A 14,903-nucleotide genomic window follows, 5' to 3' on the forward strand; every position below is an offset into this window, starting at 1 on the left:
GATTCTTTTATTATAAAGTCGTGAAAGCGCTATTAAAAAGGAGGTCGTTGGAATGACAAAAATTTTAGCTTATGACCAAACGATTTTATCGAAACTCCCTCATCAAACATTGACTAGTTTGCAATGTTTTACGCACGCTATTAATTATGGTCATGTAGACACCCAAGAAATTCTCTTGACCATTTCAACGCATCCCGAACATATAGCACCTAACACGATTATACTCGATGAAAAAAAACTTAGCCATTTCGCTGATTTACCTGTCCAAATTGAGCCCCTGTTTATCCGGTTAGGCCGACGACAATTAACCCTAGCCGATGCCCAAATTTGGCAACCAACGCCACTTTATTTAACACCCAGTAAAACAAAGATAGCTATTTTTTTAACGTATATTCAGCAAACTCGTTTCAATCCTTGGCAAGCGCTTTTTCCTGCTTCGTCGTCAACCTTTCTTTTTGATTCTTATAGTCGGACCCAGATTCAAAAAGAAATGGTTCATTTTCAACAGGCTTGGGAGCAAAAATCTTTTAAAATAGCTCTTGATTGTTTAACGAAGATTTTGGGATTGGGGATTGGTTTAACCCCCACTGGCGATGATTTTATCACAGGATTACTTGCTAGTTTTTCTGCATTACAGCAGCTTCCCTCGAATTTCCAACAGCTGGCTGTGCTAGCCAAGGAACGAACGAATGCGGTCAGTTATGCGGAAATCCATGAAGCAGTGAACGAGCGGTTTTCTCAACTAGTTCAGCGTGTTTTTTTATCAATTGAAAGCGGAAATACAAACGAAATGGCTCAAGCAGTTTCAGCTTTAGAGGAGGTGGGCTCAACTTCAGGAAGCGACATACTTTGCGGCATTATTTTTGGTTTAAAACTATTTTGTGAGGAGAATAATCATGACAATTCAAACAGTAATTAAAGAGAACGCCTATTTTGATTCAGTTACTTTAATGACCATTTCAACACGAGCCAATGAACTGGCTGGAGTTAAAACTGCAATGATTGGGATGGGAACCGACATGAATCTTGAAGTGATTCGGAATGTTGGTTTATATACACCCGCCTTGGATCATGTTACAACGGGTGATTTATTAATTGTTTTAGATCTTGATGACCAAGCGAACTCAGAAGAAATTTTACAGCAAGTCGACGAGTTATTTACGAAGAAAAAGAAAACCGCTTCTTCTGAAGTAACCTATAAGACGTTAGATTCAGCCCTTCATGAAGAGCCTGATGCCAACTTAGTTGTAATTTCTGTCAATGGAAAATTTGCTGCACGAGAAGCGCATAAAGCTTTAGATCAGCAAAAACACGTCATGCTCTTTAGTGATAACGTGACGGTTGACGAGGAATTAGCGTTAAAACAAAAAGCACACGAAAAAGAACTGTTTATGATGGGTCCTGATTGTGGAACAGCGATTATTAATGGCGTTGGGTTATGTTTTGCTAACGAGGTACGTTCAGGAGATATTGGAATTGTCGGCGCTTCTGGTACAGGCAGCCAAGAAGTTAGTGTCCAAATCCATAAATATGGTTATGGGATTTCACAATTAATTGGTACTGGTGGCCGTGATTTGTCTGCTGAAATTGGTGGGCTGATGATGCTTGACGGGCTGGATGCTTTAATGGCTGACGAACAAACTAAGGCAATTTTGCTTATTTCTAAACCGCCTGCTCCAGAAGTAATAGAGAAAATTTTAAAAAAATTAGCTGTTTCAACTAAACCAGTTGTTATTTATTTTATCGGCAGTGAACAAACGGAACGAAAAATAGACAACGTCACTTTTGCTACTTCTTCTCTGGATGCAGTTCAAAAGGTGATTCAATTTAGTCAAACACAGGAAGCGGAAACCAGCCTCTATCAAAATCCGACAGGCGCAACGTTAACAACCATCCAACAGAAACAAGCCCCTTCTCAAAAATTTGTTCGTGGGTTGTTCTGTGGTGGCACTCTTTGTGATGAACTTTTATATGCTTTAACAGAAGTCTCTGATGATGTTTATAGTAATATTCATAAAATTCCTGAACGGCAATTAGCAAATCCTGACCACAGCCAAGCACATACATTGATTGATTTCGGTGATGATCGTTTCACAGAAGGCCGCCCACATCCAATGATCGATCCGACTTCTCGGATTACTCGCATTCTTCAAGAAGCCAAAGATCCTGAAGTGGCAGTTTTAGCGTTAGATTTTGAATTAGGTTATGGTTCTCACGAAAATCCTGTTGGCGTGTTAGCGGAGGCGTTAAAGGAAGCCAAAGCAATAGCGAAATCAGATGGTCGTGAGCTAGCCATTATTGGCTATGTTTTAGGGACCGAAGAAGATCCACAAGATATTCATGAACAGCGGAAAATTTTAGAAGATTTAGAGGTTCTCGTTGTCGACAGCAGTCATCAACTTTGCGAAGCCACCAAAACTTTTGTAAAAGGAGCGAACGAACATGAGCAGAAATGATCTTTTTAAACAGCCTTTAGATACGATCAATGTAGGCATTGACTTTATTCATGAAGATATGAAAAAACAAGGGATTCCTTCACATCAAGTAAATTGGGCACCGCCAGCCAATGGTGACCCAGAGCTATTGAAATTATTGGATCAATTAAAAAATCCAACACTTTATGAAAAATTCCAACAAGCCAACGAAGAAGCGGTTACCCGCATTATTCAATCAAAACCTATTTTAGTGGGATTTGATAAAGCAATTAATGTCATGCCCAATATGACTGAAACGACCATTTTACATGCTGGACCACCCATTACTTATGAAAATATGTGCGGACCGATGAAAGGTGCCGTTCAAGGAGCGCTTGTTTTTGAAGGATTAGCAAAAGATCTAGCTGATGCCGATCGGGTTGCTCGTTCTGGCGCGATTACGTTTTCTCCTTGTCATGAACATGATGCCGTTGGTTCTATGGCTGGCGTGACTTCTCCGAATATGTACGTTCATATTATCAAAAATGAAACGTACGGCAACACAGCTTTTACTAATTTAAGTGAACAATTGGCGAAAGTTTTACGATTTGGTGCAAATGATCAATCCGTCGTGGATCGCCTGATTTGGATGCGCGATGTTTTAGGTCCATTACTTCATGATGCCATGACTTTTTGTCCAGAAGGCATTGATTTACGCTTAATGCTTTCGCAAGCCTTGCATATGGGCGATGAGTGCCATAATCGCAATGTAGCCGGAAGTACGTTGTTAGTCCAAGCATTAACACCTTACATGGTTCAAACTGATTTTTCTCGTGAACAATTAAAAGAAGTATTTGAATTTCTTGGCAGTTCTGACTATTTTTCTGGTCCGACTTGGATGGGCGCCGCTAAATGTGCGTTAGATGCTGGGCATAATGTGGAGAATAGTACAATTGTCACCACCATGTGTCGAAACGGGGTCGAATTTGGAATTCGTGTCAGTGGGATTGGTGGAAATCACTGGTTTACGGGGCCTGCCCAACGGGTGATTGGTCCGATGTTTGCTGGTTACACACAAGAAGATGCTGGTTTGGATATGGGCGATAGTGCTATTACAGAAACGTATGGTGTTGGCGGATTTGCCATGGCAGCTGCACCAGCAATTGTCCCATTAGTTGGCGGAACAGTGGCAGAAGCATTGAATTATTCAAAAGAAATGCTGGAAATTACTACGAAAGAAAATCCCAATGTCACGATTCCTGTTTTAGATTTTATGGGGATTCCTTCAGGCATTGATATCTTAAAAGTCTTAGAAACAGGGATGCTGCCTGTCATTAATACTGCTATTGCTCATAAAGAACCGGGGATTGGTATGATTGGCGCTGGATTGACTAATCCGCCAGCAAATGTCTTTAACGAGGCACTAAAAGCTTTAGTAGCTAAAATAAACTAATTTCAAAAACTTAGTAAAATGTCATTTTTTTTGGAGCGATCATATGAAAAATAAATCGATCAATTACGAAGCCGTTTTAGCTCTTGTTGTAAAAATTTTTTTGGGAATGTTCCTGTATTGGATCATGAATGGCTTTCGACATGTGTCTAACTTTTTTCCTTACAATGACGTAGTTACCAAAGTGAATCAGCAGGGATTTTACAAATTTATCTATTTTGTTATGAACTTCACGGAAGGGGAATTTTACGGTGGACTTTTTACAACGCTTTTCTTACTAATCGGCGGTCTGATTGCTTGGCAACTTTATCGGAAAAATTCAAAATGGCAGGGATTTGCAATTGCTGGTGGTTCTGGTGCTTGGCCTTGGGTACTTGCTTCTCAGCTACTTTCCCTCTTTTTAACTATTTATGTTTTTGATTTTACACGCTTTTTTACAAAAGAAGTGTTGTGGTTACCAACGTTTATTGTGGTGGTCGGCACGCCGCCAGCTTTAACGCTCGTTTATGGTCCTGGCTGGAAAAAATTAGGAACGATTTCTCTGTTGAGTGCGCTTTTCACCTTTCCGTTTGCCAATTGGCTGAATGCGCAATTGATGCCCCTTTTAAATGTACCTGGGACAGTTTCCAACGTTACCACAATGGCTTTTGTTGGCTGGATTGTTTCAGCCATCTGTCATCAACTTCCTTGGATGGTTCCTTCTGTTGCACCAATCGCTCAGAAGCGGCAAAAACAACCTAAAATTGAAAATACGCAAACCTTTCAATGGTCAATACGACGCACTTTTGCTGACTTCTCCGAAGCTTGGTTTTATGGAAATGAGTTAGTTGGAGGTTTGGTAATTCTAGGCGTTTTAACAGATTGGTTTGTCAACATTAATCATATTACAAATGGTTCTGGCTTGGTTCCTGACATTTTAATGGGACAAATGATTGCTTCGGCTGTTGGTGTTTTTCTTTATCGAAAACATTTCGCTGAAGAAGGTTGGTATCCAACGTTTATGCCACTGGTCAGCATTGTTCCTGGTGTGATTTTAATGATGGGTGGTGGTTTTTGGCTTTCCCTGACCATCGCCGTTTTAGCAGGAATCAGTGCGGCCCCTGTCGGTAACTATATTGCTAAACGATTACCTCCGTTTGTTCCTGGTGCTGTCGGCTTTGTGTCAGGAATGGCTGTTGTAACTATTTTATTGTCAGCCGTTTTGCATACATTTGATATTTTTGTATAGTGAATAAAAAGAAGCGAATGACGATTCGCTTCTTTTTTTAATTGACCAATCCCCTTTTTATCCGTATTCTTAAGCAAAAGGAGGTTTTGCCATGTACTCCATGTTAAAACGTGTGATAACGGAAAAAGATTTGCTTCGGCAAATTCGTTTGTTGGAACAGTTATTAAATGTTCCTCAGCTGACAGCCAAGCGTTTAGCCACGCAAATCCAGACGACAGAGCGAACCGTTTTTTCGGATTTACAATATATTCGCAGTCAATTACCCGCCGACTGGTCCATTGAAACCGATAGCAGTGGTATTCGGTTACGCAATCAGGGGAATGCGCAAACCAATGAGCTTTGGTCATTATTTTTACCTCAATCCATTAGTATTCAGCTATTAAAAGAACTACTATTTACGAAAGAGTTAGTGACAACTTCTTTTTTGAGCACTAGTGGTGTTTCTTATGAAACTTTGAAGCGACATATCAAAAAAATGAATCAGGCCTTACGTGATTTTCATTTAACGATTCAACTAACCACGACGACCATTCAGCTAATCGGGGCAGAAAGCAATATTCGGATTTTTTATCATCGTTTGTTGGTGCCTTTTACTCATAATAATTATTTTTTTGACGATTATTCGATTCATGAGGAGCATTATTTTCAATTTTTGAAACAAGTTTACAGTAGTGAGTTGACGGTGGAAACGGAAGAAATTTTTGGTGCTTGTTGGTTTTTCATTAACACGATTCGCAACAAAGCCAATTGCCGAGTGAGTCAATTTTCTTTTGACTCAAAAGATGTCTTGTTTCAACTTTATCAACCGTCCTTAGCAAAACTTTATGTTTCTGAAGGCATCTATTTGCAAGGAGAAGAAAGTTTTTTTGCCTTCTTTTGTTTCTTAGAAAGCTGGAATTACGATAATGTCTATGGCGAAACGTTGGCTTCTGCGCTCCACACTCATTACAGTCAGCTGCGAAAGTCGTTACAGCAGTTTGTCACTAATTTGTCCACTGAAGAAGCCCGGCCTGATTTAATCCAAACAAATTTATTGGATAATCTGTTATTGTTATTCATTAAATATACCGAGTCCCCAACACTTTCTGAGCAATTTCAATTGGAATATCAAGAATTAATGACCGAACAAGCCGCAGAGGACCTTGCGTTATCAAAGAGCAACCAAGAACTTTTGGAGATTTTATCTCGCTACACCACGATTGAAGAACCAACTTATTTTCTTAGTTTGGCTTCTTTGTTAGAAAAACAAGCCATTTATTCCATTCAGGCGCAAACGATGACTGCCTATTTCCTCTTTCAAGGGGAACCTGCTTGGAAAGCTTTTTTACAACAAGAATTAGCTGCTTATTTAGGTACTCGTGTGAAATTACAAGCTATTGAATATGTGGAACTAAGCCAGTTGACGTTAAATGAAGCCGACATAATTATTTCCAATTTCCCCTTGGATCATCTTGATCTTCCTGTCTTTTATCTCTCTTTAATTCCAACAAAAAATGAACTCCGCCGACTAGCAGAGCTCACTCTTCATTCTTATTTTTAAAGGAACTAGCGAGGACATTCGCTAGTTTTTTGGCTTTCTTTCGTCATGAATCGTTTGGTTATATATTTTTCCCCTTCAACAAGGAAAAACAGACTCACAACATGGACGAAAATCATTGCTAATTGAAGGCCATTTAAAGAAGTTGTGCCAATTAATTGCTGCGCTACTGGCCAGTAAACTACTAGCGCTTGTAGTAAAAAGAGGATTCCTAATGAAGCAAACAACACTTTATTTTGGAAAAATCCTGTGCTTAACGACGGATCAACCAACTTACGACAGTTGATCATATACGCTGCTTGCGCTAAGACGATACTTTGTAAGAGGAACGTTTGCTGTAAGGCTTGGCCCTCAAATTGTAACGCCATGAGGTAACCTGGTACCATAATGAGTACCGACACATAGATGATTCTAAAAATACTGTACTTTGTTAAAATGCCTTCGTTGACATCTCTTGGTGGTCGTTTCATGGTATCAGCACTCGCTTTTTCAAAACCTAATGCATAAGACAAAGTAATCGTAGTTACCATGTTTACCCATAATATCTGGACAGGTGTCAACGGGAGAGGATGATTCATTAAAAGCGCCCAGACAACAATTAAGCCTTGTGCTAAAGAGGTTGGCAAGAAGAAGGTAATCGTCTTTTTCAAGTTATCAAAAATGCGGCGTCCTTCTTTCACAGCTTTAGCAATCGTATGGAAATTATCATCTGCCAAAACCATATCTGCGGCTTGTTTGGTTACTTCACTTCCTTTAATTCCCATGGCAATTCCGACATCAGCTTTCTTTAGTGCTGGCGCATCGTTCACGCCATCACCGGTCATCCCGACAATTTCACCATTGTTTTGTAACGCCGTGACAATTCGTAATTTATGTTCTGGCGTTGTTCGTGCAAATACATCGACTTTTTGAACGTGCTGGGCTAATTCTTCATCTGACATAGTATCAATTTCTAATCCTTCAAGAACTTTTTTCGTATGCTTTAAACCAACTTGCTCGCCAATGGCTTGCGCTGTATCTTTATGGTCTCCGGTAATCATTTTGACGGAAATACCTGCTTCTTGAGATTCTTTGACGGCTTGAATGGCACTTTCTTTTGGCGGATCGATGATGCCTGCCAGTCCAGCAAACGTCAATCCTGACAATGTTTCATGTGTCAGTTCCTGTTGTGACGTAACTGTCTTATAAGCGAAACCTAATACCCGTTGTCCTTTTTGCGCTAATTGCGCAGCTTGTGCTTGCCAAGCACCTTTTTGATTATCAGATAACGTAGAAAGTTGTAACAATACTTCTGGCGCACCTTTGACATAAATAATTGAACCTTCTGCTTGCGGATGGCGAGTGGCCATGTATTTATAACTTGAACTAAACGGAATTTTCTTTTCTACAGGGCGTAAAGACAGTTGATCCTGATCAACATATTGTAGTAAAGCTAACTCGGTAGGATTCCCTTGTAAGTCGGCGATTTTTTGTTGGTCTTGTAATTTCAATTCTTGACAGTTGGCCATAATCTCTTTGACAATGGCCATTTCTTCAGTCACTACATCCATTACCGTCATTTCATTTTTAGTTAGCGTTCCTGTTTTGTCTGAACAGATAACTGTCATTGAACCTAATGTTTCAACGGAAGGCATGCCTTTAATAATCGCATTTTCTCTAGCCATCTCATGAACACCCATCGATAAAATCATCGTTAACACAGCAGGTAAGCCTTCTGGAATCATTGCTACAATTAATGCAATCATCGCAGAAAATAAGAGGCTCCATTCCATGCCATGACGAAAAGTGGTAAAAAAAATCAGAAACAAGATCAAGACCATAATCCCTTGGAAAATTTGCTTGTTTAATTGGTGCATTTTCCGTACGAGCGGCGTTGTTTTTTGATCTACTGACTGCAACGCGTGATTAATTTTTCCAACTTCAGTGGAATCTCCTGTTTCTACTACAACGCCTAAGGCTGAGCCCGCTTGGACAAGAGTTCCTGAAAAAGCCAAATTCTTTTGATCGCCTGTTGGCAATTCTTCATTCAAGGAACCAGTAATTTTCTCCACGGCTTCTGATTCGCCTGTCAAAATTGATTCTTCAATCATCAGATTGTGAACATCAAATAAGCGCAAATCTGCTGGGACTACATCGCCAGCTTGTAACGTGACTACATCTCCCAGAACCAATGTTTCAGAAGAAACGGTTGTTTTTTGTCCATCAATTAGAACGACTGCCTCTTGGCCCATCATCTGTTTCAGGCCGTCTAATGATTCTTCTGCTTTACGCTCTTGCCAATAACCGACAAAGCCATTGACAAGTACCACTAGAAAAATGATACTTCCTTCGACCACTTCGCCTGTGGCAAATTTTAGAATTGCGGCAGCGAGTAAGACCACCATTAGTAAATCTGTAAAATGTTTGGCTAGCTTTTGCCACGTTTTCAGTTGTTGTTTTTCTTCAATTTTATTTGGACCATTCGTTTGTAAACGTTGCTGACGTTCTTCGCTAGAAAGACCCGTTTGCTTCGTCTTAGTCTGCTCGATTACTTTTGTTGAGGAAAGTTGATACCATTTCATTTCGTGTACCTCCTATTTACTTGATACCTTTATTATAGAGAGGATTTTCTTCACAAAATGGTCGATAATTTCAGTGGCCCCTGAAAAAAATGGGGCCGAGATTATTAAAGAAAAGAACAACCAGCATTTTAGCGGGTTGTTCCTTTCTTTTAAATATTTTCTTGTTCGACCACCAATTGACTTTTGCCAATTAACGCTTTAACATCAATAATTTCACCATTTTTACGTCGGTCTGCTAACTCAACTGAGGTGGTAAACAACAAGTCACTAGAAGAGTTCAACGCTGTTTCAATGGAATCTTGGACTACGCCGACGATAAAGCCAACGCCGACGACTTGCATGGCAATGTCATTGGAAATGCCAAACAAACTACATGCAAGCGGAATTAACAACAAGGAGCCACCAGCAATTCCTGAAGCCCCACAAGCAGAAACAGCGGCGATGATGCTCAACAATAATGCTAAATAGATTGGTACGGACATGCCTAATGTGTGGACTGCCGCCAATGTCATAATAGTAATCGTAATGGCTGCGCCGCCCATATTAATCGTTGCGCCTAGCGGAATAGAGACCGCATAAGATTCTTCATTTAAATCCATTGCTTTCGCCAATTCCATATTAATGGGAATATTGGCCGCAGAACTGCGTGTAAAGAATGCGGGAATCGCACTTTCCTTTAATACAAAAAAGACTAACGGATACGGATTTTGCCGAATATTCCAAAAAACAATCGCTGGATAAACGACTAAAGCAACCACGGCCATCGTACCAATTAACAATAATAGTAACTGACCATACTTGGCTAACCCTGCAATGCCTGTTGTTGCCACCGAATGAAACACCAAACCTAGAATTCCAATTGGCGCAATGCCGATAATCATTTGAACGACCGTGGTAATCCCTGTTGAAAGATTGGCAATCACATCCTTGGTAGCGACCGAACTTTGACGTAACCCAATACCTATTAATGAGGACCAAAATAAAACAGATAAATAATTGCCTTCAATCATCGCTTGAATCGGATTTTGGACAACACTTGTTAACACATTACTTAAAACATCACTAAGTTGCGTTGGGGCTGCTTGCGATTCCTGCGCCGCCTCCAAGACAATCTTAACGGGAAACAGATAGCTTGCTGTCACGGCAACAACAGCTGCCAAAAATGTCGCTAACAGATAAACAACTAAAATTGATCCAACATATGTTTTCGCCCCAGCCTTTTGTTGGGCTAGCGACGCAATAATTAAGACAAAAACTAAAATCGGCGCAATTGCTTTTAAGGCGCCCACAAACAATTCACCAAGAACGCTGATGAAGGTCCATTCTGGCACCAAGAAACCCAAGGTGGTTCCAATCACAATCCCTATCATGATTTTTTGAATTAACGATAATTTCCGAATCGCTTTGACCATTCACTTCACGCTCCTTTAAAATAAAATACAGTTTGGGACATACTACCATAATTATTAAGATAAAAAAAGAGTGTTTCTCAAAAAACTTTCATTTTTCGAGAAACACTTGGTCAACTCATCAATTTCGTCTATTTTTCTGAAGACTTTTCCGCTGAATGTTCTTTGTTTTTATGGTGATGGTGGTGATGACTTTGTTTAGAATACAAGTAGGATTTTGCTACGACCGAAATAAACATAGCCATAATCCCCAAGCCCACTGTAGCATAAACCATGGTGAAAATTTTTCCCAAGTCAGTAACTGGATGAACATCTCCATAACCAATCGTGGTTAACGTCATGAAACTTAAATATAACGAATCTAATGGCGACAATTTTTCCACTGTTGAATAAAAAATAGTCCCACTCAACAACGTGGTTGCCAATAAAAAGAACAAGGCACGAGTGTCTTCTTTTTTTAAGATACCTAAAAAAGATGAAAATAGTTTTTTGACAGAAATAAGTAAAGATAGCAACAAAATGACCTCTTTCTATTGTTAATCTCTTCTTAACGTTAGCACTTTTCAAAAAAAGTTCAACTTTTTAATTGGTATGGTTAAAGAAAATTTATTTTTTTGTTATTTATAATAAGCTAAAGCTCATCTTCAAAGTAATCATTATCAATTCTAAATAGCTTGTACGTCTTGGCTATTTCTACACCAACACCAAACTCTAACATGAGCTCTGTTAATTTTATACCATCTATTAAAACTATCCCTTGATTTTTGGCAAATTCGTGCGCATTAGCACTAAAACTAGAAGTTGTTATAAAAACTCCTCTATCTGCATTTACAGCAGCTAAAGCGCCATAAAATCCTTGTATAGCAGGGCGACCAATGGTATTAGTTTCGTGATATCGCTTTGCTTGAACATAAACAGTACTAGTTCCTAATGGATCCTGATTGATGATACCATCTATTCCACCATCATTTGATTTGGATGTAACAACTGCCGTTCCGTGTTTTCCACTATATCCCATTGTCTCCAATAAATGTATAACTAGCTTTTCAAAAAATACTGGCTCCACTTGTCGAACTTTATTTAATAGTTCAATCGCAATTTGATTATTTTGATTGTTGATCATATCCTCAATGTCTATTTTAGCACTTTCAATTGGTGCGCTTGCTTCGATAGTAGTCGTTCCAACACGATTATTCCGTTCGACTAATTCTTGCATATATTTTTGATATGCAGGTTGTTGTTCCAAAAGTTTTCTATTGATTTTTTCACCATAATTATTTAATAAATCCAAACCTAGTTCTGTTATTTGATACATACCTCGTTTAATCCGTTCAACAGCTCCAGCTTTATACAAATCGCTGATAGCAAAGCTGAAACGATTTGCTAAAATCCCATCTCCTTGAGGGTAGTTTGGATACATCATTGAGGCAATTTCATCCGGAATATCTAAGAACTGAATAATACGCTTTAAAATGATCTTTCTGTTCAGTATATCTCCATCTTTCAAAACTTCTAAAGTATATGGCATTAATGATTCAAATGTTGGAATACCTTCATTAGACGCTTTTAGTTTTTTCCAATCTTTATTCACTTTTCCCCCACCTCTAAAGTTGTTTATTTATAATACACTTCATCTAAAAATAACCCTTGTGCCGGAGCCGTTTCACCTGCGCCTTCTCGGACTTTTGTTGCGAATAATTCGTCAATTATCGCTAATTCTTTGGTGCCTGCACCAATTTCTAAAAGTGTCCCAACGAGGATGCGGACCATTTTATGCAAGAAACCATTGCCCACAAAAGTGAACTGTAACATTTCGCCGTCTCTTTCAATCGTAATCTTTTCAATCGTTCGAGTAGTCGATTTTTTGGTTTTTTTCAATGCTGAAAAGCCAATAAAATCATGGGTCCCTATTAATTTTTGGCAAGCTTGTTCCATTTTTTCTTGATCCAACGCTTTGGGAAAGTGAAAACTATGATACCGTTCAAAGGCATTAGGAATTGGGCTATTCCAAACATAGTAGCTGTATTGTTTGCCTGTGGCGTTATACCGTGCATGAAAACGTTCAGGCATTTCTGTAACTTCTTTAACAACAATATCGCCAGGTAAATATCGATTTAAAAAGGATAACATTTCGGTTGTTGTTAGTGAACTAGTCGTTTTAAAATTCGCTACTTGACCACGTGCATGTGTGCCGGCATCCGTTCTGCCTGAGCCAATAATTTCAATCGGTTCACCTGTCATTTGTGTTAAAATACTTTCAATTTTCCCTTGAATCGTTTTCTCTGAATTGCCTAGTCGTTGCCAACCTGAGTATCTTTTACCATCATATTCAATGGTTAATTTTATGTTGCGCATGGGCGAAGCTCCTTCGTATTCTTTTTCTCTCTTATCATAGCAGAAATAGGTGGATTTTTCTTCTTTTCCAAGAATAAAACACCTCTTTTCCATAGAAAAGAGGTGTTTTATTTAGTTTAATCCTGCAATTTTCAATTCTTCAACATTCGCTGCTTTAGCATTTTCAGTCACTACGGCTTTAAATGTCACTTGGTCGCCCTCTTTTAAGAATAGCGCCAGCGGACTGTTATTAGTCGTTACGCTAAAAATGGTTTTTTCATCTTCTAGTAAAAATGAAACTACCGTTTGCGCTTCCCCAGCTACTACTGAGACACGAGCTACTTTACCTTGCATCGTTTTCAAGTTGGCTTTGTCTGTATTTTCATTGTTACTTCCTTTGGTTACTAACTCAATTCGATAAGCGTCTAATGCGCCTTGTGCCGTGTCTGCATCAATCACAATATCATTATCTACGGCGTTTATATAGACATATTTTTTGAAAATCCCTTTACTGTCCATTAACGAAACAATCCACGTTGGCACGCCATCAATGTTATAAAGGACTGGCATACTAGCTTTCCATTTCTTTTCTGGATAAATTTTTGAGGCGATAGAAATGGCGCCATCACTATCCATAATGCCGACTTTAGTATCACGATAATACGTAACTTGACCTGTTCGGGCATTGATTAAGGAGTAACCTAAAGCGGAATCTTGGTCTTTTTCACTACTTGTAAAGTCCGTAAAATAAAGCAACTGGTTCCCTTCCTTGTTCATCATCGGCGTAATTTGTCCTGATGCATAAATACCATTTTCAGTTGGAATTTTAACATCTTTTTTGGCACCAAACATTGTCTGGTTCCACCAGCCTTGACTGTAACGACCAAAGAATTCATTTAAGCTATTCGCCGCTGAGCTAGTAATCGGCGCATCAACGAAACTTGGGGCTTTTTGACTGTCATAAACGTTAACTTCTCCTGTTGTAGCATTCAATACTGCCGTTTTAAATTCATTATAGTGCATGCGACCAGAAACCCCATACTCTTTGTAAAGCGTTTGAATATAGTAAGGATTCCCTTGGTCATCCAGCTCTAAATTGATTGTGCCAGTTGCTGCATAACCTGGATAAGCGGAATAAATTTTTCGTGCGGCATCTTTGCCAAAGTAAGCTGAAGGAGTATAAACAATTGGTTTTTCTACAAATTCTGGCTGTGCGTTGATATCTGTTGCACTAATGATGAAATAGCCAGGTACTTCCCCCAGTTTTAGCCATTTAAAGAAGCCATTAAATTCGACTGTTGTTACATAAACATACTCGCCATTGACAACTTGTGCCGTTATACCATCCAAAGTAAACATATTGGAATTGGGAATGACAGAAAATTTCTGTAACATTTTTCGTTTCGCCGTTTGTGGTGCAATCGCAATGGGTGTTTCTTTCGCCGAAGTTAAAACTTCAGCTTTTTCTTCCGTTTTTAAAGGAATCGTTTGATAAATTTCATCAATAGAAGAAATTCTGGTAATACTACTGACAATGGTCAACAAAATCATTGCCAAAACGGCAACACCCAAAATTTTGCCAGACCAGTCTTTGTTAGCCGTTTTGTTGGTATTCTTGCCTACTTCTTTGCGGCCCTTTTGGATACCAGGAACTTCGACTTTACTAGCTAAGCGTGTACTTAATAACACCCCACTAGCAATCACTGCGCCAATCAGATTAATCCATAACACGGTTGAAAGATTTTTACTTGGCAAAGTCACAAATAAAAAGATACCTAACAAGAGCAATTCAATCGCCATTAATAGAATGGTCCCCTTACTCTTTTTCCCTTTATTCGCTACAATTTTGGCGCCATTCGCAACTAAGATCCCGATACCAAAAAATAACGTTAACCCAATAAAATTAAAAAACATTCACTTGCCCTCCTCATAGATAAGTAAAAAAAGTGCTCCCACGCATTGTAGAAGCA

11 protein-coding genes are annotated in these 14,903 nt (G+C 39.1%); 5 read left to right on the forward strand and 6 right to left on the reverse strand.

What is annotated here, in order from left to right; all coding sequences use genetic code 11:
• Positions 1-52 precede the first annotated feature (52 nt).
• From MKZ30_RS11455 to mafR, 5 genes are all read left to right on the forward strand, one after another.
• A complete protein-coding gene (locus MKZ30_RS11455) occupies positions 53-919 on the forward strand; it encodes an oxamate carbamoyltransferase subunit AllH family protein (protein ID WP_002367377.1) in 867 nt (288 codons plus the stop codon).
• The gene (gene fdrA / locus MKZ30_RS11460; protein WP_033600616.1) at positions 897-2,456 is read left to right on the forward strand and encodes an acyl-CoA synthetase FdrA; all 1,560 of its coding nucleotides are present in this window, start codon (positions 897-899) and stop codon (positions 2,454-2,456) included. Before MKZ30_RS11455 ends, fdrA begins: the two co-directional genes overlap by 23 nt.
• Positions 2,443-3,867: a YlbE family protein gene (locus MKZ30_RS11465; RefSeq protein WP_033600617.1), complete on the forward strand. Its 1,425-nt coding sequence runs from the start codon at positions 2,443-2,445 to the stop codon at positions 3,865-3,867. Before fdrA ends, MKZ30_RS11465 begins: the two co-directional genes overlap by 14 nt.
• Before the next feature lie 43 nt (positions 3,868-3,910).
• A complete protein-coding gene (locus tag MKZ30_RS11470) occupies positions 3,911-5,092 on the forward strand; it encodes a hypothetical protein (RefSeq protein ID WP_002370060.1) in 1,182 nt (393 codons plus the stop codon).
• A 91-nt stretch (positions 5,093-5,183) separates the two neighbouring features.
• A complete protein-coding gene (mafR, locus tag MKZ30_RS11475) occupies positions 5,184-6,632 on the forward strand; it encodes a global transcriptional activator MafR (RefSeq protein WP_502799336.1) in 1,449 nt (482 codons plus the stop codon).
• 5 nt (positions 6,633-6,637) lie between these two features.
• Here mafR and MKZ30_RS11480 read toward each other — a convergent pair whose 3' ends face one another.
• The 6 genes from MKZ30_RS11480 to MKZ30_RS11505 all read right to left on the reverse strand — a co-directional run bounded on the left by MKZ30_RS11480 (position 6,638) and on the right by MKZ30_RS11505 (position 14,847).
• The gene (locus MKZ30_RS11480; RefSeq protein ID WP_033600618.1) at positions 6,638-9,190 is read right to left on the reverse strand and encodes a cation-transporting P-type ATPase; all 2,553 of its coding nucleotides are present in this window, start codon (positions 9,188-9,190) and stop codon (positions 6,638-6,640) included.
• Positions 9,191-9,339: 149 nt separating this feature from the next.
• Complete coding sequence (sstT, locus tag MKZ30_RS11485) at positions 9,340-10,602, reverse strand: serine/threonine transporter SstT (protein ID WP_002383297.1); 1,263 nt, start codon at positions 10,600-10,602, stop codon at positions 9,340-9,342.
• A gap of 128 nt (positions 10,603-10,730) precedes the next feature.
• Entirely contained in the window at positions 10,731-11,114 is a 384-nt protein-coding gene (locus MKZ30_RS11490) for a potassium channel family protein (RefSeq protein ID WP_002355036.1), read from the reverse strand.
• Positions 11,115-11,230: 116 nt separating this feature from the next.
• The gene (locus tag MKZ30_RS11495; protein WP_033600619.1) at positions 11,231-12,190 is read right to left on the reverse strand and encodes a restriction endonuclease; all 960 of its coding nucleotides are present in this window, start codon (positions 12,188-12,190) and stop codon (positions 11,231-11,233) included.
• A gap of 23 nt (positions 12,191-12,213) precedes the next feature.
• The gene (truA, locus tag MKZ30_RS11500) at positions 12,214-12,954 is read right to left on the reverse strand and encodes a tRNA pseudouridine(38-40) synthase TruA (protein WP_010715458.1); all 741 of its coding nucleotides are present in this window, start codon (positions 12,952-12,954) and stop codon (positions 12,214-12,216) included.
• A gap of 111 nt (positions 12,955-13,065) precedes the next feature.
• Positions 13,066-14,847, reverse strand: a complete 1,782-nt coding sequence (locus MKZ30_RS11505; protein ID WP_249958766.1) for a DNA-binding protein — start codon at positions 14,845-14,847, stop codon at positions 13,066-13,068.
• Between the last annotated feature and the right edge of the window lie 56 nt (positions 14,848-14,903).

Source organism: Enterococcus sp. LX10, assembly GCF_023539285.1.
In the GTDB taxonomy this organism is placed as follows: Bacteria; Bacillota; Bacilli; order Lactobacillales; family Enterococcaceae; genus Enterococcus; species Enterococcus faecalis.

What these genes read in the sequence shown, in the direction of transcription:
- MKZ30_RS11455 (WP_002367377.1), top strand. Translation starts at nt 53, where the DNA reads ATGACAAAAATTTTAGCTTATGACCAAACGATTTTATCGAAACTCCCT.
- MKZ30_RS11480 (WP_033600618.1), bottom strand. Translation starts at nt 9,190, where the DNA reads ATGAAATGGTATCAACTTTCCTCAACAAAAGTAATCGAGCAGACTAAG.
- MKZ30_RS11505 (WP_249958766.1), bottom strand. Translation starts at nt 14,847, where the DNA reads ATGTTTTTTAATTTTATTGGGTTAACGTTATTTTTTGGTATCGGGATC.
- truA (WP_010715458.1), bottom strand. Translation starts at nt 12,954, where the DNA reads ATGCGCAACATAAAATTAACCATTGAATATGATGGTAAAAGATACTCA.
- fdrA (WP_033600616.1), top strand. Translation starts at nt 897, where the DNA reads ATGACAATTCAAACAGTAATTAAAGAGAACGCCTATTTTGATTCAGTT.
- mafR (WP_502799336.1), top strand. Translation starts at nt 5,184, where the DNA reads ATGTACTCCATGTTAAAACGTGTGATAACGGAAAAAGATTTGCTTCGG.
- sstT (WP_002383297.1), bottom strand. Translation starts at nt 10,602, where the DNA reads ATGGTCAAAGCGATTCGGAAATTATCGTTAATTCAAAAAATCATGATA.
- MKZ30_RS11470 (WP_002370060.1), top strand. Translation starts at nt 3,911, where the DNA reads ATGAAAAATAAATCGATCAATTACGAAGCCGTTTTAGCTCTTGTTGTA.
- MKZ30_RS11465 (WP_033600617.1), top strand. Translation starts at nt 2,443, where the DNA reads ATGAGCAGAAATGATCTTTTTAAACAGCCTTTAGATACGATCAATGTA.